The organism is Paenibacillus thermoaerophilus, from assembly GCF_005938195.1.
GTDB classification, from domain to species: domain Bacteria; phylum Bacillota; class Bacilli; order Paenibacillales; family Reconciliibacillaceae; genus Paenibacillus_W; species Paenibacillus_W thermoaerophilus.
Genome location: NZ_VCQZ01000012.1, coordinates 97,584 through 118,287, shown reverse-complemented (window position 1 = coordinate 118,287; position 20,704 = coordinate 97,584). Strand labels below are relative to the sequence as shown.

Genomic DNA, 20,704 nt, shown 5'->3' with positions numbered 1-20,704 from the left:
AATTTCCATGGCAAGAGTCAAGGGCGGGGTTGTCACTCGCCGTCGTCATAAACGCGTACTGAAACTGGCAAAAGGTTATTTCGGTTCCAAGCACCGTCTGTTTAAAACGGCAAAAGAGCAAGTCATGAAATCCTTGCTCTACGCTTTCCGCGACCGTCGCGCCAAAAAACGCGACTTCCGCAAACTGTGGATTGCGCGGATCAACGCCGCAGCCCGCAACAACGGCTTGTCCTACAGCAAGCTGATGTACGGCTTGAAGCAATCCGGCATCGAAATCAACCGCAAAATTCTTGCGGATCTGGCCGTCAACGACGCAAAAGCGTTCAGCGATCTGGCCAATGTAGCGAAACAAAAACTGAACGCTTAAGAAGCGTTTGCCGCAGGGCTGTCTCATAGAAATGGCGGCGCACGGGGTTACACCTGTGCGCCGCCATTTTTTTCTTCCTGGAGCAAATGACCGGCAAACGATAGCCGTCCGCCCTCCGGACCCGACACGCACCGTAACGGGACAAGTAATGGGCGGTTTGCCGCTCGGCCCGGTTGCCTATTGGCTGGCCGGGGCGCAGCATAGCGGTATTTTTTATCGCTATCGCCGAAAATTGCCGCCCTCCGTCGGGCTTAGCGATAAAAAATATCGGAAACGGCCCGATTTTCCGCTTTTTTGAGCTGCCTGCTCGGCGATCGCGATATTGGGTATCGCGATCCGCATGCGGAAGCCGCGGTACGGCCGCGTTAACGATATTTTGTATCGGATACGCGGATGACGCCAAGGCACGCCGTGCCGCCGCCCGCGTGTCGCTCCCGGAGCCGAAGGATGCGGCGGTCGGCGAAATCGAGAAGCCGATTTGCCGTTTCATCGCCCCGCGCGCGGCGCCGAGTCAACTCGACCAAACTTTTTGAAAATTTGTTCCGAATCCGTTGACTTCCCGCCGGACAACGAATATAATTGACCGTAAATTGAAATTGTTTATCGGCTATGATGAGGACGAAGTGATAAGGGCTCTTATGTTCCAGAGAGCAGAGGATTAGCTGAAACCGATGCCTTAATCCCTTATCGACGAGCTCACCTCGGAGCCATTCTCCTGAACGGCGGTCCCTTGGGCCGGATCAGTAGGGGGAATCGGGAGGGCACACGTTACCGTGCCGGAGTATATCGGCCTTGGGCTTGCCCAATCGTCGATTGTACTTGTCAAGGTCTGTATCGTGAGATACAGGCGAACTCGGGTGGTACCACGAAAGAATACCCCTTTCGTCCCAGTAGCGCATAGCGCGGGACGGAAGGGGTTTTTGATTTTCTGCGATTTGCTGGGAGACACGGCTCCCCGTCCTGCATCCAGACAGCCGATCTTCCAGGATCAAAAAGGAGGTAAACCCATGACTGCTCCAATGACCACCATGCTACCGAACGAAGAACTGCGGCGCAAGCTGCTGCAGCCCGATGTCGTGACGGGTTCGGAAGTGCTGCTGCGATCGCTGCTCCTGGAGGGCGTCGATTGCGTGTTCGGTTATCCGGGCGGCGCGGTCTTGTATATCTACGATGCGATGCATGGCAACCCGGATTTCAAGCACCTGTTGACGCGGCACGAGCAGGGCGCCATCCACGCGGCCGACGGCTACGCCCGGTCGACAGGCAAAGTCGGGGTCTGCATCGCCACTTCCGGTCCGGGAGCGACCAACCTGGTGACGGGAATCGCCACCGCTTATATGGACTCGGTTCCGCTTGTTGTCATCACCGGCAACGTCGCAACCAGCTTGATCGGCACGGACGCGTTCCAGGAAGCCGACATCACCGGCATCACGATGCCGATCACGAAGCACAGCTTCCTTGTTCGCCGGGTAGAGGATCTCGCGGAGACGATCAAAAAAGCGTTCTATATCGCGAACACGGGACGGAAGGGACCGGTTCTCATCGACATTCCGAAGGACGTGTCCGCCGCGCTGACGACGTTCTCCTATCCGGAGTCGGTTGAGATTCGCGGCTACAACCCGTACCCGACGGTCGACGAACGTCAGGTCGAAGCGCTTGTCGAAGCGCTCGCCCAGGCGGAACGGCCCGTTATCCTGGCCGGCGGCGGCGTCGTCTACGCCGATGCGGGCTACGAGCTGTTGGAGTTCGTCACCAAGGTGAACGCCCCGATCACAACGACGCTGCTCGGTCTCGGCGGTTTCCCCAGCGGCCATGACCTGTGGCTCGGCATGCCGGGCATGCACGGCACGTACGCGGCGAATACGGCGCTGCAAAACGCCGACTTGATCGTCTCGATCGGCGCGCGCTTCGACGACCGCGTCACGATGAGGCTCGACGGATTCGCGCCGAAGGCGAAGATCGGGCACATCGACGTGGACCCGGCCGAGATCGGCAAAAACGTCAAGGTTGACTATCCGGTCATCGGCGACGTCAAGGCCGTCCTGCAAGTGGCGAACCGCATCGCGCGCCGCTCCCGGGCCGATGCTTGGCTGGCGGAAACCTCCGAGTGGAAACGCAAATTCCCGCTGCGGTATAACGATTCCGACACGGAGCTGAAGCCGCAGTTCGTCATCGAGATGATCAGCGAGACGACGAAGGGCGAAGCGATCATCACGACGGACGTCGGCCAGCACCAGATGTGGGCCGCGCAGTTCTACAAATTCAAACATCCTCGCTCGTGGGTCACCTCGGGCGGACTGGGCACGATGGGCTTCGGATTCCCTTCGGCGATGGGCGCCCAAATCGGCAACCCCGACAAGCTGGTCATCTCGATCAACGGCGACGGCGGCATGCAGATGTGCGCGCAAGAGCTGGCGGTCTGCGCGATCAACAAGATCCCGGTCAAAATCGTCGTCATCAACAACCAGGTGCTCGGGATGGTTCGCCAATGGCAGGAACTCATTTACGACAACCGCTACAGCCACATCGACCTGGCGGGAAGCCCGGACTTCGTCAAGCTGGCGGAAGCTTACGGCGTGAAGGGCCTCCGGGCGACGAACAAAGCCGAAGCCCGCGACGCTTGGAAAGAAGCGCTGGAGACGGACGGACCGGTGCTCGTGGAATTCGTGGTGCGCAAGCACGAAAACGTATTTCCGATGGTGATGCAAGGCAAAACAATTGGCGAAATGCTGTTGGGGGATGAGGACGAATGAGCGCGCACAAACATACGATCTCTGTCCTGGTCAACGACCAGCCGGGCGTCCTGCAGCGGGTGGCCGGTCTGTTCGGCCGTCGCGGCTTCAACATCGAGAGCATAACCGTCGGTTCTTCCGAGGAAGCCGGGCTGTCGCGCATGGTGATCGTCACCACCGGAGACGACCATACGCTCGATCAGATCACGAAGCAGCTGTATAAACTGATCGACGTCATCCGCGTCGAGCATCTCAGCTCGCAGCCGATGGTCGCCAGGGAACTCGCACTCATCAAGATCGCGGCGCAGCCGTCGGCCCGTCCGGAAGTGCTCGGCGTCGTCGAGACGTTCCGCGCGTCCGTCGTCGACATCGGTTCTTCGTCGCTAGTCGTGCAAGTCGTCGGCGATTCGGAGAAGATCGAGGCGATGGTCGAGCTGCTCAAGCCGTACGGCATCCTGGAGCTGACGCGCACCGGCGTAACCGCGATGGTCCGCGGCAACGTCCGTTAATCGGCCGGGAGATCAAGCAAGATGGGGGAGGAATCCCGCCATCGGCAGCCTGCCGCACCAAAATCATTTACCGAGTTAAAACAATAAAGTGCCTCAAGCCGGCCGGAATGCGTTATAATAGCTTCAGGACGGCACGGGAAAATATAGGCAACCCTCCCCGCTTACCGCGGGGTTGCGATTATACATCATTCAACAAACCCCCTTGCGGGGCAATATTCAAGGAGGAACTATTCCAATGGCAGTCACCCTGTACTACGAAAAAGACGCAGACCTCTCCGCGCTTCGCGGCAAAACGATCGCGGTTATCGGCTATGGCTCCCAAGGCCACGCGCAAGCGCAAAACCTCCGCGACAGCGGCCTGAAAGTCATCATCGGCCTGCGCCAAGGCAAATCGTTCGAACAAGCCAAAAACGACGGCTTTGAAGTATACTCGGTTGCCGAAGCGGCAGCCAAAGCGGACGTCATCCAAATTCTGATGCCGGACGAGACGCAAGCCCGCGTCTACAACGAAGAAATCGCGCCGAACATGAAAAAAGGCGTGGCGCTGATGTTCTCCCACGGCTTCAACATTCATTACGGCCAAATCGTGCCGCCGGCCGACTCCGACGTATTCCTCGTGGCGCCGAAATCCCCGGGCCACCTGGTGCGCCGCGTCTTTGTCGAAGGCTTCGGCGTTCCCGGCCTGATCGCCGTGCATCAAGACGCTTCCGGCAAAGCGAAAGAAATCGCGCTGGCTTATGCGAAAGGCATCGGCTGTACGCGTGCGGGGGTTATCGAAACCACCTTCAAAGAAGAAACCGAAACCGACCTGTTCGGCGAGCAAGCGGTATTGTGCGGCGGCGTTAGCGCGCTGATCAAAGCCGGCTTCGAGACGCTGACGGAAGCGGGATACGCGCCGGAAATGGCTTACTTCGAGTGCCTGCACGAGCTGAAGCTGATCGTCGACCTGATCTATGAGGGCGGTCTGGCGAAAATGCGCCACTCCATCTCCAACACGGCGGAATACGGCGACTACGTCACCGGCCCGCGCATCGTAACCGAAGCGACGAAAGCCGAGATGAAAAAAGTGCTGGCCGATATCCAAAACGGCACGTTCGCCCGCAACTTCATCCTCGAAAACCAAGCGAACCGTCCGTTCCTGACGGCTATCCGCCGCAACGAAGCCGAGCATCCGATCGAAGTCGTCGGCGCTCAGCTTCGCGAAATGATGCACTGGATCAAAAAGTAATCCGCATCGCTCAGGCGTGATCGAACCGGCCGGCTCTCCGGCCGGATTCTTGCTGACTGGAGGTGAATGGGATGCGTAAGATTTATATTTTCGACACCACGCTGCGGGATGGTGAACAGTCCCCCGGCGTCAATCTGAACACCCAGGAGAAGGTGGAGATCGCCCTTCAACTGGAGAAGCTGGGCGTCGACCGGATGGAAGCGGGCTTCCCGGCGGCATCACCCGGAGATTTGGCCGCCGTCAACGCGGTTGCGCGGGCGGTCAAAAACGCAAGCGTCGTTGCGCTGTCCCGTTCCCGCGAACAAGATATCGAAGCGGCGCGGGAAGCGCTGCAGGGCGCGCAGGACCCGACCTTGCATCTGTTTCTGGCGTCCAGCCCGATCCACCGCAAATACAAACTCCGGATGGAAAAGCATCAGGTGCTGGAAACGGCCGAAGCGGCGATCCGCTATGCGAAAAAATATTTTTCGCGGATCGAGTTCTCTCCGGAGGATGCCGGCCGTACGGAGATCGATTTCCTCTGCGAGGTCGTGGCGATGGCGATCCGGGCGGGAGCGACCGTCGTCAACATTCCGGATACGGTCGGCTACCTGTCGCCGTACGAGTACGGGAACATCTTCAAGACGCTGAAAGAAAAGGTGCCCGGCATCGAGAACATCCAACTGAGTGCGCATTGCCATGACGACCTCGGCCTGGCGACTGCCAACGCGTTGGCCGCGATCCTCAACGGAGCCGACCAGATCGAAGGCACGATCAACGGCATCGGCGAGCGCGCCGGCAACACGGCGATCGAAGAAGTCGCGCTGGCGCTGGAGACCCGCGCCGACTTCTTCCAGGCGAAGACGGGGCTCGTGCTGACGGAGATCGCGCGCACCAGCCGCCTCGTCAGCAAGCTGACGGGTATGCCGGTCCCCGGCAACAAAGCGATTGTCGGAGCCAACGCCTTCGCGCACGAGTCCGGCATCCATCAGGACGGCATGCTGAAGGAGAAAACGACGTACGAGATCATCTCCCCGGCCACGATCGGCCTCAAGGACTCCAAGCTGGTGCTTGGCAAGCACTCCGGCCGTCACGCCTTCAAGGAGAAGCTGATCGATCTGGGCTACGAGCTGAACGACGAGAAGCTGAACGAAGCGTTCGCGAAGTTCAAAAATCTCGCCGACCGCAAGAAGGACGTGTCCGACGAGGACATCCGCGCGCTGATCGAGGAAAAGCTCATTCAGACGCCGGAAGTGTTCGTGCTGGAGACGATCCAGGTTTCTTACGGCAATCAGTCCGTGCCTTCGGCGATCGTGCGGATCGTCAAGGATGGCAACCGTCTCGAAGAGGCGGCCATCGGCAACGGCTCCGTCGACGCGATCTACAAAGCGATCGACAAGGTCACGCAGGAAGAAGTCGAGCTGCAGGATTACTCGATCAAATCGGTATCTCACGGCAAGGACGCGCTGGGCGAGGTGCACGTCCTGCTCGCGCAGGGCGATTACAGCGCGCAAGGACGCGGCATCAGCACCGATATCCTGGAAGCGAGCGCCAAGGCGTATCTGGACGCGATCAACCGCCTGATCGACAAGCGGTCGCGCGGGGAGAAAAAGCGGCACGGCAACATGACGCTGATCTGACGTTACGATCGCACAGACCAAACGAATCCAACAAAAAGAGACCGGCACGGAATCGATCCGTGCCGGTCTTTCGTGTATCTGCGGCGACGTCCGCAGCGGACAGGGCTGGCCTTATTCTTTTAACCGGTTCCAGATTTCCTTATTGTCATTCGTGACAAATTCGCCGTTGTAGTAGACGGCCGTCTGCAGATTCAAGACGCTGTCGCCCGCTTGATCGATGCGATAAAAGCCGAATTGGCCGATCAGCGACGAAGCGATCTGACGGTGCAGGTAAGTGTCGGAACCGCCGCCTTCCGGGTCCGCATCGCCGGGGGCCGGCCAGGTCTTCTCGGTGTCAACCGAGGACAAAATCATTTTGATATACGGATGATTCCGATAACCGAACAGCTCGTAATTTCCGCCGAACGAAATCCGATCGTTCAACACGGTGCCCTCGGCCCGGAACGATCCGTCCGGAAGCAATTCGACGGTCAAATCCTCTTCGACCTTCCATTTCCCCAACATCCTGGATTTCAGCTCCGCAAGCTCGGGCGTGCCGCGAACGGTCAGGCCGACATTAAACGGATCGGCCGTTTTTTTCGGCTGCTTCGGATCGGAGAAGTCGTACCAGACCAGATCCGAGTAGATCAGTTGCGCCGTGTCCGGGAAGTAGGCGTATATCCTCAGAGAAGCGGTCTCCACCGGGACGGATTCCATGGAGCCGCCGAATACGATTGTCGTCGCGTTGTTTACGATCGGTGAATTGTAATGCACGTATTCGGATTTGTCGTTTTTGCCGTCCTTCTGGTAGCTCCAGCGCAGGAAATATTGCACGCCGCGCTCGGCGTCGGACGTAGCCGGGGCGAACCGGACCGTGTACGACGGGTATGAGCCGCTGCCGGCGTCGGTCTGCAGGTCGAGAAGCTCCGGCTTGCGGATATCGCCCGGAGGCAGCTTCAACCCGATTAACTCCGACCAGTAGCTGCGCAGCTTCGTCGACTCGACGGCGGGTATCGCGATATTGTCCGGCGTGTAGGACAACCCGGTATAGACGTTCAGGTCGTCCCGCTCGTCGTAGAGCTTGCGCTTGGCCTCCGGACTGCCGAACAGCAGCACGTAGTCGTCCGCCATGATCTCGTGAGCCGACCAGAAGTGATGCTCCGTGTCTTCGAAGTTTCCATATTCCGGAGAGTCGTCGAAGATCACCCTCGGATGATCGCGCAGCCCGCGCATCTCCGCCCATTTGGTCTGGCGGGAGGTGGGCGGCAGCCCTTCCGATCGGATGGTCCAATAGAAGCTGAACAAATGTCCGTATTCATGCGCCAGCGTGATCGCGTAATCTTCCGGCGTAACGAATCTATCGGCGTTAAACAAATAAATGACGGCCCCCGGAGAGAGGCCCCCGACGGTGTAAGCCAGATGGCCGTCGGGCCGGTCGGTTCCCGGAACGAACAGTCCCAGCGCCTCTTCCTCCCCCTCCTCGGCGACGACGATCCGGTCCAGCATCCGCCGCTCTTCGCCGTGCACGTTGCCGTCCAGTTGAGCCGAAAGCTTCTTCAGCTTGGGGACGTCCCAGTTGTCCGAGTAGCTTTCGAACCGCAGCCCGTCCGGCGACAGCCAATAAGCCTTAAGCGCGAAGCCGCTGTAGTCCGATTGGCGCTCCAGCAGACGGTAGACAAGCGCCGACGTTTCGGCCCGGGTGATCGGCCGTTTGGGCTCGAAGCCGGCTTCGGAATAAATCTCCGAGAGCGGACCGTGCAAGCCGTAGGCGATCACATTGCGAACGCCTTCCAGCGCGTATGCCTCCACGTTCTCCGTGCCGACGCCAATCTCGCCTTCGTACGGTTCGGCATACAGCCATTCCTTCATATAACGCCAGGCGATCGCGGCCGCCTGCTCGCGGGTGATCGGCTCGTCGGAGCCGAACAACGTATCCGATACGCCTTCGACCAGTCCCTTCTCCACCGCTTTTTTGATTGGGGCCGAAGCCCACTCCGGCACATCGGCGAACGGGACGGGAGAGCTGTCTTCGCTGTCATTCGAGAAGCCGGCGAACGCGTACACGCTGTCTGCAAACAGAGCATTCGCGAGAATGACCACGAATTCGGCGCGCGTGACGGAGGCGGAAGGGCGGAACGTGCCGTCCTCGTAGCCGGAGATCATGGCTCCGTTTTTCAAGTAGGCGATATACCGGTGGTAGGGATGCGTCGGCTTGACGTCCTTGAACGGCGGCGCAGCGATCGTTGTATCCGCGGCCCGCATTCCGGTCCGGGACGACGCCGGCGACTCGCCGGCATCCGCAGCGGCCAAACCGGGGGCTAAGCCGACGAACAGCGCGCAGATCAGAATGAAGATGAGGAATCGATGCAGTCTTTTCAGCGGCACGTGGCTCTCTCCTTGTGAAGTGAAGTAGGCAAACCGGATGAGGCGGTATGAAATTCTAGGAAGATTATCGTAAAAGGATCGGTCTTTTTTAATAGGCAAAAAGAATGAGAATGCCGATTGACCCGTTTCGCCGCTATCGGCTATGATGAGAGAACGATAGATTCAGGAGGGATCGGGCATGGCCAGATTGAGGATCGAGCATGTGGGCGTCATGGTCAAGGATATCGAAGCATCGGTGAAATTTTACGAGGAAATCGTCGGGCTGAAGCTGAAGGGCACATTGCCGAACGGCGAGTTGAAACTGGCGTTTCTGGGCTTCGGGGAACAAGGCGAGACGGAGGTCGAATTGATTCAAGGCTACAACGACTCGCTGCCAATCGAGGGCAAGGTGCATCATCTCGCGTTCCGCGTCGACGATATCGAGGCGGAATGGGAACGGATCAAGACGCTGCCGGTGAAGCTTATCGACGAGTCGATCACGACGCTGCCGAACGGTTCCCGGTATTTCTTCTTCCACGGACCGGACGGCGAGTGGATCGAGTTTTTCCAATCGACGCGCTGAAGCTGAAAGCGCCCCTGGCTGCGGGCCAATTCCGCAGCCCAGGGGCGCTTTGGTTGTCAGACGGTTTGCAGATAAGCTTCAAGCGAGCGCGAGAACCGCTCCATGCCGAGCCGCATTTCGGCTTCGTTGGAGTGGGTGAAGTTCATGCGCAGCGTATTGCGCTTCGGTTCGCCCGCGTAGAACGCCGATCCGGGAACAAACGCGACGCCTTCTTTCACCGCCAACTTCAGCAGCTCCTCGGCGTCGACGCCCTCTGGCAGCTCCACCCAGAGGAACATGCCGCCTTTCGGGGCGTTCCAGCTCATGCCGGGTACCTTGTACTGGTGCAGCAGGCTGTCGAGCAGCAGCATGCGCTTGTGGTACTCCCGGCGGATGACCGAGATATGCGCATCCAGATCGAAATGCTTGAGAAGCTGATACAGCCCCTGCTGGTCCAGCGTACTGGAATGCAGGTCGGCCGCTTGCTTGGCCTTCGTCATCTCGCGGATGACACGGGAGTCGCCGATGACCCAGCCGGTGCGCAGCGCCGGTGCGGCGATCTTCGAGAACGTGCTCGTATAGACGACGCAGGAGCCTTCCGGATGCGTATCGAACGACATGATCGGCGGATACGCTTCTTCGTCGTTATATTGAAGCTCGCCGTACGGGTCGTCCTCCAGGATGAGCAGATTGGCTTTCTGGCAAATCTCGACGATCGCCTTGCGGCGCTCCGCGCTCCAGACGCGTCCGCCCGGGTTGGAGAAGGTCGGCGTCACGTAGACCATTTTGGGTTTGTGCGTTTCGATCTTGCTGCGGAGGTCGTCCATGTTCATGCCGTCGTCGTCGCCGTCGACCGGAACGGCTTTGATGCCGTATGCCTGGAACACCTGGATGACGGAGAGATACGTCGGATTTTCGACCAGCACGACGTCGCCGCGCGTCAGGTACACTTTGACGAGCAGGTCGATCGCCTGTTGGGAGCCGGTCGTCAGCAGGATGTTGGGAAGATCGGCTTTAATGCCTTTCTTGGCCATGCGCTGGCACAATTGCTCGCGCAGAGGCGTATAGCCTTCGGTCAACCCGTACTGCAGCGACCCTTTGCCCTGATCGAACACGCGGTTGAACGCCTCGCGCATCGCTTCGATCGGGAAATGCTCTTCGGCCGGCAATCCGCCCGCAAAGGAAATGATCGATTTGCCTTGGGTCAGCTTCAAAATCTCGCGGACCGCGGACGACTTGAGACCTTCGGTAAATTCGGAAAAATGATACTGCATGGAAAGCGCCTTCTTTCGTTCATTTAACTATCTTATAATTGTAGCGGATTTGTCGGTGCATGACCAATAGAAGTTGTATACTACCGTTATAGGCGATGCCTATTGCGTCGATAGCTTTTATATCTTGGAAAAGCGGACCGCGATTATGGTACAACTGTACGTAGAGTTTCATTATCGTGCGTACGAAAACGGAGTGTGACACAGATGGCAGAAACGAAACGCATCGCGATTATCGCGGGCGACGGCATCGGTCCCGAAGTGGTGGCTGAGGCGGTTAAAGTGCTTCGCAAGACGGAAGAACTGTTCGGCGTCAAGCTCGAAACGGAAAGCGGCCTGTTCGGGGGCATCGCGATCGACGAGCGCGGCACGCCGCTGCCGGAAGACACGCTGGAAATGTGTAAACGCGCGGACGCCGTGCTGCTGGGAGCGGTAGGCGGTCCGAAATGGGACAACAATCCGAAGGAGCTGCGTCCGGAGACCGGCTTGCTCGGCATCCGCAAGGCGCTGGGCTTGTTCTCCAACATCCGCCCGGCCGTCGTGTTCGACTGCTTGAAGGAAGCGTCGACGCTGAAGCCGGAGGTGCTGGAAGGCACCGACCTGATCGTGGTGCGCGAACTGACCGGCGGCATCTACTTCGGCGACAAATACCGCGAACAGCGGAACGGCGTCGAGCATGCGGTGGACACCTGCGTATACAACGTCAACGAAGTGGAGCGCATCGTGCGCCAGGCGTTCGAAATCGCGCGCACCCGCCGCAAGAAGCTGGCGTCCGTCGACAAAGCGAACGTGCTGGAGACTTCCCGCCTGTGGCGCGAGACGGTTGTGCGCGTCGCCGCCGACTATCCGGATGTCGAGCTGGAGCACGTGCTCGTCGACAACTGCGCGATGCAGTTGCTCCGCCGTCCGGCCAGCTTCGACGTTATCGTCACGGAGAACATGTTCGGCGACATCCTCAGCGACGAAGCCGCGATGCTGACGGGATCGATCGGCATGCTGTCTTCGGCGTCGCTGGGCGAAGGAAGCTTCGGCCTGTACGAGCCGGTTCACGGCTCCGCGCCGGACATCGCCGGACAAGGCATCGCCAACCCGATCGCGACGATCCTGTCGGTGGCGCTGATGTTCAAGCTGTCGTTCGGCTGGCACGAAGCCGGCGACGTCATCGAAAACGCGGTCAAGTCGGTGCTGGATGCCGGCCATCGTACGGCCGACATCGCCGTGGACAAATCCAAGGCGATCGGCACGTCCGCTATGGGCGATCTGATCGTCGCCGCCATGAAACGTTAATCGTCCGCAACAGAAGCATCGCCCTCTGCCTGGCTTGCCGCAGCCGGTCGGAGGGCGATTTGTTTGGCAAGTTTGAACGGACTGTGAATTTTGACCGAAAAAAAGAGAATAATTTTAAAGAAAGAATCATTCCAGTCATTGACTCGCCCAAATGGTTGGTGTAGGATATGAACTGTACAAGCTGTAAGCATTCGCTGGCGGAAGTACATACTTCCAGAAGCGACAAAAAACATATAGCATGACTAAGGAGGAATAACCATGACTGCACGTCTCGTAGGCAAAAAAGCTCCGGACTTCACGATGGAAACGGCGCTGGGCAACGGCAAAGATTTCGGCAAAGTGTCCCTGTCCGACTATAAAGGCAAATGGCTCGTTCTGTTCTTCTATCCGCTGGACTTCACCTTCGTCTGCCCGACGGAGATTATCGCGCTGAGCGAAGCGGCCGGTCAATTCGCCGATCTGGACACGGAGATTCTGGGTGTCAGCACCGACAGCAAATTCTCGCACCGCGCTTGGATCAACACGCCCCGCGAGGACAACGGTCTCGGCCAACTGAACTTCCCGCTCGCATCGGACATCAACAAAACGGTTGCGCGCGACTACGGCGTGCTGATCGAAGAAGAAGGCATCGCGTTGCGCGGCCTGTTCATCATCGATCCGGACGGCATCCTGAAGTACCAAGTCGTCAACCACAACGACGTAGGCCGTTCGGTTGACGAGACGCTGCGCGTGCTGCAAGCTCTGCAATCCGGCGGACTGTGCCCGGCCAACTGGAAACCGGGACAAAAACATCTGGTCGCGAAGTAATTCGCCGGCCGTCCTTGCAATCGGTCAACAAGAAAAACCCCTTGGCCCGTCGACGGACCGGGGGGTTTTTTATAAGAAGGAGGATACATATGCCGCTTAAATTACGCGAAACGTTGCCGGACTTGTCCGGAGCGACCGAATGGATCAACGGCGAGATCGACAAAGCCCGGATCGAAGGCAAGCCGCTGCTCGTGCATTTCTGGGCGGTCAGTTGCTACATGTGCAAAGAGAGCTTGCCGACGTTAAACGAATGGCGCGACAAGTACGGGAAGCAGTACAATCTTCAACTGCTGGGCGTTCATATGCCGCGTTCGGAGAAGGACACCGATCTGGCGGCCGTCCGCGACGCCGTCGCCCAATACGAATTGAAGCATCCGATTCTGGTCGACAACGAGCACAACGTGACGGATGCGTTCCAGAACGAATACGTTCCGGCTTATTATTTGTTCGACGAGCAAGGCCAGATGCGGTTCTACGGCGCCGGCGAGAAAGCGATCGGCCTCGTCGAGCAGCGGCTGCATAAAATTCTCGGTCCGAAAGACCAAGCCTAGTCGGCACAGGAGGCATCGATCGATCATGAACGCACCTGCGGAATTGAAGTATAGCGAAGAGCATACATGGGTTCGCGTCGACGGCAACCGCGCGTATGTCGGCATTACGGACTTCGCCCAAGCGGAGCTGGGCGAGATCGTGTTCGTCGAACTGCCGGCGGTGGGATCGTCCGTCGAATTCGGAGAGCCGTTCGGCAGCGTCGAGTCGGTCAAAACAGTATCCGAGCTGTACGCGCCGGTCAGCGGCACCGTCGTCGAGGTCAATCCGGCTCTCGAAGGTTCGCCGGAGCTGATCAACAGCTCGCCGTTCGGAGACGGCTGGATGATCGCCGTGGAGGTATCGAACCCCGCCGAGCTGGATAAGCTCTGGAGCGCGGAGAAGTACGCGGAGACGTACAGCGAATAAGCCGGGCGAACGGGCCGTCAGGCAAGGAAAAACCGCCGAGTTCCCGCTGGGAACCGGCGGTTTTTTCTTTGCCGGTTATATCCGGCCGTGCAGCTTGCGGTATTTGTCCATATACTTCTCGACCGCGAGCACGAACGTTGCGTGCGACCAGGTCAACGGCGCGACCGACAGCGGTTCTCCGCTGAACGGGTCGAGCTGCTCCGGCAGCACGCCCGATTCGCTGGCTTGCCGCGTCACCCATTCGAGCGTGCGGCGGGGCGACTCCAATTCTTCCGGCGAGGCCGCCCGCTCGATCTCCCACTCGGCCATCCACAGCGTGCAGATGATCCACGGATTGCCGGGCACCTGCTCCAGATCCCCGGAGCGCTGGAAGTAATAGTCGTTGTAGTAGCGGGCGACGCCTCCGACAGGCGTCTTGACGGACAAGCCGTTCCGGATGGCCGTCATCGTGGAGACGACGCGATCGTCCGTCGCCGGCAGGACACCGAACTCGAAGAGGCCGTACACGCTCGACTCCAGCGTCATGTCCTGCTGCCAGCGGCCGTTCTCGTAATAAAGTCCGCGGGCGAACCGGCCCGCGTCTTCGTTCCAGAGGTGCTCCAGGATGCCTCTGCGCAGCCGGTCGGCCGCATTGCGGTAGCGGAGGCTGCGCTCGTCGTCGCCGAACAGCTTGCAGAAGTTCGCGGCCGCCTCCAGACCGCCGAACACCGCCGAGGCCGTAAACGTGTAGATGCCGTAGCGCTCCTCCCACAAGTCGTAGCTGGGCTGCGGCAGATTCAGCTCCGGCACCCAGTAATGGTGCAGAAACTTGGCCGAGCGACGGATCAGGTTGCGGTAGAGCCCTTGCGGGATTTCCAACACGCCGTGACGCTTGTAATCCTGCCACAGCGCGAACAGCACAAGGGCCGTCTCGTCCTCCTGAATCGGCAACTGCACGCGGCCGTCCTTGAAATAAGGATGCCAACTGGAACCGACGGTCCCGTCGGGGTTGTATTTATGATGAAGATATCCTTCCGGCGTCAGCGCCCGCTGGCAAAATTCGAAGAACGGCACCACCATGCCCTGGTAACCGGCCGCGGACATCGCGTAGGCGACGAGAGCCCCGTCCCTCGGCCACATGTAGCAGTAATGGTCGCGGTTAAATTGCATGATGTCGGAGTCGTTGGCGGCGACGATCGCTCCCCGGGTGTCCGTCTGGGTGCGAACGATCAGCAGACTCTGCTTGTACAGCCGGACGATGTCGGCGTTCAGGTCGGCGTAATCGCGTTCCGACTTGTTCACCCAGCGGGACCAATACACCTTGACGCGGTCGATCAGCTTGCCGGGATGGCTGTCGCGCACGTAGGCGTCGAGCTTCTTCACTTCCTCCAGGCCCCGTCCGGCCGTCATCCAATAATACCCCGTCACGTCCTGGCGCCGGTCAGCGAACAGCCGCAGGCTAATCGTGCTGTCGACCGAGCCTTGGGCGATCGGATTGCCCATCAGGTGGCCGTCTTCCGCGTCGCGCCAAGTGCCTTCGGCCGAATGGAACCGTTTGATGCCGGTCGTATACTGGTACATGCCGCGCTCTTGTCCGAGGACATTAAACATGAAGTAAAAATCTTTTTTGTAATGGCAAACGGTGTGATTAAACGGGTAATAGACGGCGGTGTCGCCAACCTCGGTCTCGTTGATGGACAAATCCTGATGAAAAAACAACCGGATTTCCCTCGATTCGTCCCGCAGATTGCGCACCGTGATCCGGCGCAGGAAAATGTCGTCCCGCTGATGAACGGCATCCTGGATCAGAAGCTCCAAGCCGAGCTCCTCGTTCCTGGCGACCGATTCCGTCACAAGCGAATCCTCGGCATACCGGAGAGAGATCGACCAGTCCGGGTGATCGAGCCACTCAAACCGTCCGTCCGCCCACACACCGAAGCGGCAGGCGTATCCGCCGACGTGGTTCATTTGCCCGACGTACGGGTAATATACATCCCGGATAAACATGTGCCGGTCGAGATTCACCAGCATTTTCCCATTGCCTGCGACGAGCGGTCTCGGCATCCCGTTCCCCCCTGTTCGGACGGACTCGTTGGAGGCGCGCCCATTTTTCCCATATGATCCATTATAACTGGGAAAAGCCGGTTCTCATACCACGATCGGAAAATATAGGGAACCGGTCCGAAAAACGGACGGCCCCGTCTCTCGATCGGGACAGGGCTGTCCGGGGCAGGCGATCGTCCGTATGTGTCAATCCGCCGTTGGTTCCCATTTGCTGAACATGGAGACGAGACTGTCGTACTTGTTGCTGGAGGACAGCAGATGCTCGATATCCTCGGGGTTCACATGCGAATAGGATCGGATTTCTCCCGTATGGTAGTGCACCGTCAGACTGTTGGAGCTGTTATCCAGTTGAACGAAGGTAATCTGTTTCGATTCAATCGGCAAGACCCGCACGACAATCCCTCCCGTCTGAATGGAAGCTTACAGGATTAAATTATATGTGAGCGCCGAAGCTCCTATTCGCCCGCCCCCGATGTCAGCAAGTTCCTGCATTTCCTCGAAAAAACCGTGCGGCGAATAGAGGAATGCGGCATCCGCGCGGCGAATACATTGGGATACCGGAGATTCGCCGGGCATTCCCGTTCATGGGCGAAAGGAGGCGTGCCGCGATGAGTTTTTGCTGCGGAGCCAGCATGATCGGCACCAAAGGCACGTTGCGCCATATCCAGACGCATATTCATAACGTGCCGCTGTTGTTCTGCCCGGTGTGCCAGCGGGTGGAAGTGCATTATCGGATCGAGCCCGAGTACGAGATTTTGGCGGAATACGCTCATGGCGACGGCGCATACGAAGTGGACTTCTTGGATTACGTCGATTATGCGGATTCGGACGAATTGTTCGAGAACTGCACGAATCACGAACAGGAAGATCCGCTTGAAATCGTCAAGACGCAGATCGACTCCGCCCTTGACTTGCTGATGCTGGCCAAACAATGGGGCGACTTCGAGTGGGAGCAGCAGTTGAAGCGCCGTTTGGCCGTGATGAGCGAACGCAAGGCGAAGCTGAAGCGGCAGCGCGCGGCCCAACACCGCGCTTAACACGGAATAAAGACGCCTTCGCGCCTTTTGGAGAGGCGGCGGAGGCGTCTTTTTGTTTGAGCCGCCCCCGTTTGCGGCGGCCGGACGTGCCAATTTATTCCAAATGGCGCGTCAGGGACTCCGGAACGAGGCCGATCCCTGGGCGCATATGATATAATCAGGACGTTGCGGTTCCGCTACCCCACAAAGACAGAAGACCGATTCGAAAACTATTGGTGTGAGGTGGATCCTTTGCTGCTGGTCTTGTTCAAAAAATGGTTAGGCAAAAACCGGACCGAGGACCATTCACCGGAGCTGGAACCTTTGGAGCGCAAGGTGCTCCTGATTCAGCAAGGGGATCTCCGTTTACGCAATCAATTCATCGCCGATTATCAGCCTTATATCATTAAAACGGTAAGCCGATTTTGCAAGCGATACATCGACCCCGCGCGAGACGATGAGTTCAGCATCGCGCTCAGCGCGTTTAACGAAGCGTTGAACCAGTTCTCGCCCAACGAGGGGCGCTCCTTTCTGGGATTCGCCGATACGGTGATCCGGCGCCGGTTGATCGACCATGTGCGCAAGGAACAGAGGCATTCCGGCAGCGTGCCGTTAAGCGCCTTCGAGGTGGAAGACGACGAACAGAACGTCGTTAATCCCGTCGAAATCAAGCAAGCCATTGAGGCTTACGAGAAGGACCAGGTCGCGGAATCGAGAAGAAGCGAGATTCTCGACTATGGCCGTTGCCTTGGCGAGTTCGGCATTGCGTTCGGAGAACTTGCGGAACATGCGCCGAAACATGCCGATTCGCGCGAAACGTTAATCCAGATCGCGTCCAAGCTGGCAGGCGAGCCCAACCTGATGAGGACGCTGCTGGTTCAAAAGACGCTGCCGATCAAGGAACTGCTCGATCACGTGGACGTGTCCCGCAAAACGTTGGAGCGCAATCGCAAGTACATCATTGCGATCGCGCTGATCCTGAGCGGTCCGTACCCGTATCTCCAAGATTACATACAGGTCACCGAGCGTTCGTTGTGAAAGGAGTCTGTGTCGCCATGCAAAAAGGCGTCGTCATGGAGATCACCCCCGGTGAAATCGTGCTGTTAACCCGGGATGGACAATTTATTCGGATTCCTCGCGGTTCACGAGAGTGCGAGATTGGAGACGAAATTCAATTGGTTCAGCAGCCCGCTCCCGTTCGCGGCGGTTCGTTCCGCATGCGTGCTTTGGTGTCCGGGCTCGTAGCCGCATGCGTGCTGCTGGTCATGGGTCTCGCGGCCCTGTTCGGCCGGTTCGACCGGGACCCGGTCATCATGGCGTACGTGACCCTCGATATCAACCCCAGCGTCGAGATGGGGATCGATACGAAGGAGCGGGTCCGCGAATTGACGGGGATAAACCCCGAAGGCGCGGCGCTGATATCAGGGTTGGATTATAACGGAAAAACGGTGGCTCAACTGACGGCCGAACTGGTCGCCCTGGCGGAACAGCAAGGATACCTGAAGAAAGTGGAAGAGGTCGATATCGTCGTATCGACGACGCCGGTGATCGAGGCGTCCGAAGACGAGGAGGACAAACTGGTATCCGCGGTATCCACGGCGGTGGCGGAATCCCTGCCGCCCGAGCAAAAGGAGACGGCCACCATCATCTCGCGGCCCGTGCCTGTGGAAGTGCGCCAGGAGGCGTTGGTGCACGGGATCTCCGCGGGCAAATACGCCATCTATCTGGAAGCGAAAAAGAAAAATCCGGAGTCCAAGGACATCGATCTGAACGCGTTCAAGACGAAATCGGTGTCCCAGCTTGCGAAGGAAGCGGGCGGCGTAAGCAAGCTGATCGACGAGAAGAACAGGCTGTCCAAAGACGATCTGCGGCGACTCGTCCTGGCGGAGAAAGAGCGCGAGAAAGAAGAGAAGGATAAAAATAAAGGAAAAGCGACTCCGACTCCCGCCAAAAACGCGCCCGCAGCGGCAAAACCGACTTCGTTCCGGTTCATACCGACTCCGACCGTCAAGCAGACGCCGAACCGCAATTACGATTGGCTGAAGCGGGACGACGACGAGGATCGGAGGAATTCGGGAAGCCGCAACGATAACGGCAACGCGGATCGGAGAGGCGGGAATTCAGGCAACCGCGGCGATTCCAAAGACGACGGCCGCGACCGCGGCAAAGGGAGCGGAAAAGCGGCGCCGACCCCAACGGTCAAGCTGACCGCTACGCCAAAGTCGACGGCGAAACCGACCGTCAAGCCGACATCGACGCCGGCCAAACGGCCGAATGGGGATGACCGTGACCGGGACCGCAACGATGACCGGGATCGGAACAACAACAAGAACGATCGCGACAGGGACGATCGGAGAGACGACCGCTGGCGCTGATCGCTGCATATTTATTTTTAAAACGGCCGCTTCTTGCGGTTAAAGGCGTTTATGCGGAATTTTCCGGGTCGTGCCCGGCAAATCCGCTTGCCGTTCGGACAACCGAATGTCATCAAAGCCGCTGCGGAAGTCATGTCTGTCGGGTGGCGGACGAAACCTTCGGACGTTACCATGAAGAAGAGATGGTGCGGAAGAGGAGAAGATCATGGAACCGACACATGCCATGTGGCTCTACCTGAACGAGCGAATGACCGGCGCCGACATCGCCGGGTTGTCCGAATGGTGCGAACGCCGGGGCGTTCGCAAACTGTTCGTCCATCTGAAGCAAAAAGGCCCCTATCCCGAATGGCAGACGGAACGGCTGGAGCGGTTGTTCGATGTCTGCGAAGCTGCGGGGATCGAAGCGCATGCGCTCGTATCGGCGCTCCAGCAGCACGCCTCCGGGCGGGAGGAGCTGTGGTTCGGGGATCGGGACTGCTATTGCGTCGACGCTCACGGCATCTCAAGCTACGACGAACCGATCGCCGGCCGGGGGTATCTGCTCGATCCCGGCAAGGACGAAGTCGTCCGGGGTGTCGCCGCGAACTGCGCGGATTTGCTTCGCCGGTTTCCCCGGCTGCGCGGCATTCATCTGGATTTTATCCGGTATTACCATTACGACAGCCGCCTGGTCATCGACGCCAAAAGCGCGGGCCATTGGATCGTAAAGCCGAAGCCGGGGGACCCTATCCAGCTCGGTCTGGCGGACGGAAGCGCGACGACGTACTTCGTCGAGTCCGTGCGCAATGTGCACAATGACCCGCCGATCGGGGACGAGCTGGTGCTGAAGCGGTCGTTCCGCTATTGCTTCTGCGGCTCCTGCGTTGCCGGCTTCGAACGCTTCGGCGGCATACCGGTTCCGGAGGAGCTGAAGGGCAAAACGGAGGAGACTGCCGGATGGCTGTTGGAGCACCGCCGGGCCGAGTGGGCCGATTACCGGGCCTCCATGATCACCCGGACGGTCGCTGCCGTTCGGGAGGCCGTCCGGGAGGCCGATCCCGGGGCGAAACTGTCCGCGACGGTCTGGTACAACGCCCCGTACGGCAACGAGCTGCGCGGAGAGCCGCTCACCCCGGGCAGCGATTACGACTGCTTCGGCCAGCATTGGCCGGCCTGGGCGGAGCATGGGCTTGTCGACTTTCTGTGCCCGATGGATTATTGGCTCGGACCGGACAGCTTCGGGGAAGTCGTGGCGGATCAAGTCCGCCGAACGCGCGGGCGGTTGCCGATCTACGCGGGCGTGCTTCACCAGCCGAGCGAGTTCGAGCTGACGGAGGAGTCGTTCGCGGAATACGAAGCGCGGGCTCTGAAGGCGGGCGCGGCCGGGCTCTGCTTCTTCCATTACGGCACGTGGAGCCGCCTGCTGGACTGAAGCCGATAGGGCCGAAACATAGCCGTTCGACCGGAGAATCCGGGTCGAACGGCTTTTTTGCGATAGAGCGGCACGGCCGCTGACGGAGCAGGTCCCGTCCGGCTCCTCATTTGCGCAAACCGGTCCCATCGAATAAGATGGGGCTAATAGAAGGTTTCGTACCCCAGGGAGGCAGCA

At 59.0% G+C, this 20,704-nt stretch carries 18 protein-coding genes; 14 read left to right on the top strand and 4 right to left on the bottom strand.

Translation table 11 applies throughout. The features are described 5' to 3' along the window. Nucleotides 1-7: 7 nt before the first annotated feature. The 5 genes from rplT (at nucleotide 8) to FE781_RS10235 (ending at nucleotide 6,455) form a co-directional block, all read left to right on the top strand. On the top strand, nucleotides 8-367 hold the full coding sequence (gene rplT / locus FE781_RS10255) for a 50S ribosomal protein L20 (protein WP_138789527.1): 360 nt from the start codon (nucleotides 8-10) through the stop codon (nucleotides 365-367). 1,007 nt (nucleotides 368-1,374) lie between these two features. Beyond that, on the top strand, nucleotides 1,375-3,120 hold the full coding sequence (ilvB, locus tag FE781_RS10250) for a biosynthetic-type acetolactate synthase large subunit (protein ID WP_138789526.1): 1,746 nt from the start codon (nucleotides 1,375-1,377) through the stop codon (nucleotides 3,118-3,120). Beyond that, the gene (gene ilvN, locus FE781_RS10245; RefSeq protein WP_138789525.1) at nucleotides 3,117-3,608 is read left to right on the top strand and encodes an acetolactate synthase small subunit; all 492 of its coding nucleotides are present in this window, start codon (nucleotides 3,117-3,119) and stop codon (nucleotides 3,606-3,608) included. Before ilvB ends, ilvN begins: the two co-directional genes overlap by 4 nt. A 235-nt stretch (nucleotides 3,609-3,843) precedes the next feature. Continuing rightward, nucleotides 3,844-4,836: a ketol-acid reductoisomerase gene (gene ilvC, locus FE781_RS10240; protein WP_138789524.1), complete on the top strand. Its 993-nt coding sequence runs from the start codon at nucleotides 3,844-3,846 to the stop codon at nucleotides 4,834-4,836. Between the two features lie 71 nt (nucleotides 4,837-4,907). Further along, complete coding sequence (locus FE781_RS10235) at nucleotides 4,908-6,455, top strand: 2-isopropylmalate synthase (RefSeq protein ID WP_138789523.1); 1,548 nt, start codon at nucleotides 4,908-4,910, stop codon at nucleotides 6,453-6,455. Nucleotides 6,456-6,566: 111 nt separating this feature from the next. On the opposite strand, the gene FE781_RS10230 is transcribed toward FE781_RS10235, so the two are convergent. After that, complete coding sequence (locus FE781_RS10230) at nucleotides 6,567-8,819, bottom strand: S-layer homology domain-containing protein (RefSeq protein ID WP_138789522.1); 2,253 nt, start codon at nucleotides 8,817-8,819, stop codon at nucleotides 6,567-6,569. 178 nt (nucleotides 8,820-8,997) lie between these two features. Between FE781_RS10230 and FE781_RS10225 the strand changes: the two genes are divergently transcribed. Further along, the gene (locus FE781_RS10225; protein ID WP_138789521.1) at nucleotides 8,998-9,381 is read left to right on the top strand and encodes a VOC family protein; all 384 of its coding nucleotides are present in this window, start codon (nucleotides 8,998-9,000) and stop codon (nucleotides 9,379-9,381) included. Nucleotides 9,382-9,437: 56 nt separating this feature from the next. Here FE781_RS10225 and FE781_RS10220 read toward each other — a convergent pair whose 3' ends face one another. Next, on the bottom strand, nucleotides 9,438-10,634 hold the full coding sequence (locus FE781_RS10220; protein ID WP_138789520.1) for an aminotransferase-like domain-containing protein: 1,197 nt from the start codon (nucleotides 10,632-10,634) through the stop codon (nucleotides 9,438-9,440). A gap of 204 nt (nucleotides 10,635-10,838) precedes the next feature. On the opposite strand from FE781_RS10220, the gene leuB reads away from it, so the two are divergent. From leuB to gcvH, 4 genes are all read left to right on the top strand, one after another. Further along, the gene (leuB, locus tag FE781_RS10215) at nucleotides 10,839-11,918 is read left to right on the top strand and encodes a 3-isopropylmalate dehydrogenase (RefSeq protein WP_138789519.1); all 1,080 of its coding nucleotides are present in this window, start codon (nucleotides 10,839-10,841) and stop codon (nucleotides 11,916-11,918) included. 258 nt (nucleotides 11,919-12,176) lie between these two features. Beyond that, nucleotides 12,177-12,725 (top strand): peroxiredoxin, encoded by a 549-nt coding sequence (locus tag FE781_RS10210; RefSeq protein ID WP_138789518.1) that lies wholly within the window; start codon nucleotides 12,177-12,179, stop codon nucleotides 12,723-12,725. Nucleotides 12,726-12,814: 89 nt separating this feature from the next. Then, nucleotides 12,815-13,276: a redoxin domain-containing protein gene (locus FE781_RS10205; RefSeq protein WP_138789517.1), complete on the top strand. Its 462-nt coding sequence runs from the start codon at nucleotides 12,815-12,817 to the stop codon at nucleotides 13,274-13,276. A 25-nt stretch (nucleotides 13,277-13,301) separates the two neighbouring features. Beyond that, nucleotides 13,302-13,682, top strand: coding sequence for a glycine cleavage system protein GcvH (gene gcvH, locus FE781_RS10200; protein ID WP_138789516.1), 381 nt, complete (start codon nucleotides 13,302-13,304; stop codon nucleotides 13,680-13,682). 75 nt (nucleotides 13,683-13,757) lie between these two features. Here the strand turns inward: gcvH and FE781_RS10195 are convergent, their stop codons facing one another. After that, nucleotides 13,758-15,725: a glycoside hydrolase family 15 protein gene (locus FE781_RS10195; RefSeq protein ID WP_138789515.1), complete on the bottom strand. Its 1,968-nt coding sequence runs from the start codon at nucleotides 15,723-15,725 to the stop codon at nucleotides 13,758-13,760. Between the two features lie 186 nt (nucleotides 15,726-15,911). Further along, complete coding sequence (locus FE781_RS10190; RefSeq protein WP_170209507.1) at nucleotides 15,912-16,118, bottom strand: KTSC domain-containing protein; 207 nt, start codon at nucleotides 16,116-16,118, stop codon at nucleotides 15,912-15,914. Between the two features lie 215 nt (nucleotides 16,119-16,333). On the opposite strand from FE781_RS10190, the gene FE781_RS10185 reads away from it, so the two are divergent. The 4 genes from FE781_RS10185 to FE781_RS10170 all read left to right on the top strand — a co-directional run bounded on the left by FE781_RS10185 (nucleotide 16,334) and on the right by FE781_RS10170 (nucleotide 20,527). Continuing rightward, on the top strand, nucleotides 16,334-16,762 hold the full coding sequence (locus tag FE781_RS10185) for a hypothetical protein (protein ID WP_138789513.1): 429 nt from the start codon (nucleotides 16,334-16,336) through the stop codon (nucleotides 16,760-16,762). A 231-nt stretch (nucleotides 16,763-16,993) separates the two neighbouring features. Next, nucleotides 16,994-17,779 (top strand): RNA polymerase sigma factor SigI, encoded by a 786-nt coding sequence (gene sigI / locus FE781_RS10180; RefSeq protein WP_138789546.1) that lies wholly within the window; start codon nucleotides 16,994-16,996, stop codon nucleotides 17,777-17,779. A gap of 17 nt (nucleotides 17,780-17,796) precedes the next feature. Beyond that, a complete protein-coding gene (locus FE781_RS10175) occupies nucleotides 17,797-19,116 on the top strand; it encodes an anti-sigma factor domain-containing protein (protein WP_138789512.1) in 1,320 nt (439 codons plus the stop codon). Between the two features lie 205 nt (nucleotides 19,117-19,321). Beyond that, the gene (locus FE781_RS10170) at nucleotides 19,322-20,527 is read left to right on the top strand and encodes a glycoside hydrolase family protein (RefSeq protein WP_138789511.1); all 1,206 of its coding nucleotides are present in this window, start codon (nucleotides 19,322-19,324) and stop codon (nucleotides 20,525-20,527) included. Nucleotides 20,528-20,704 lie beyond the last annotated feature (177 nt).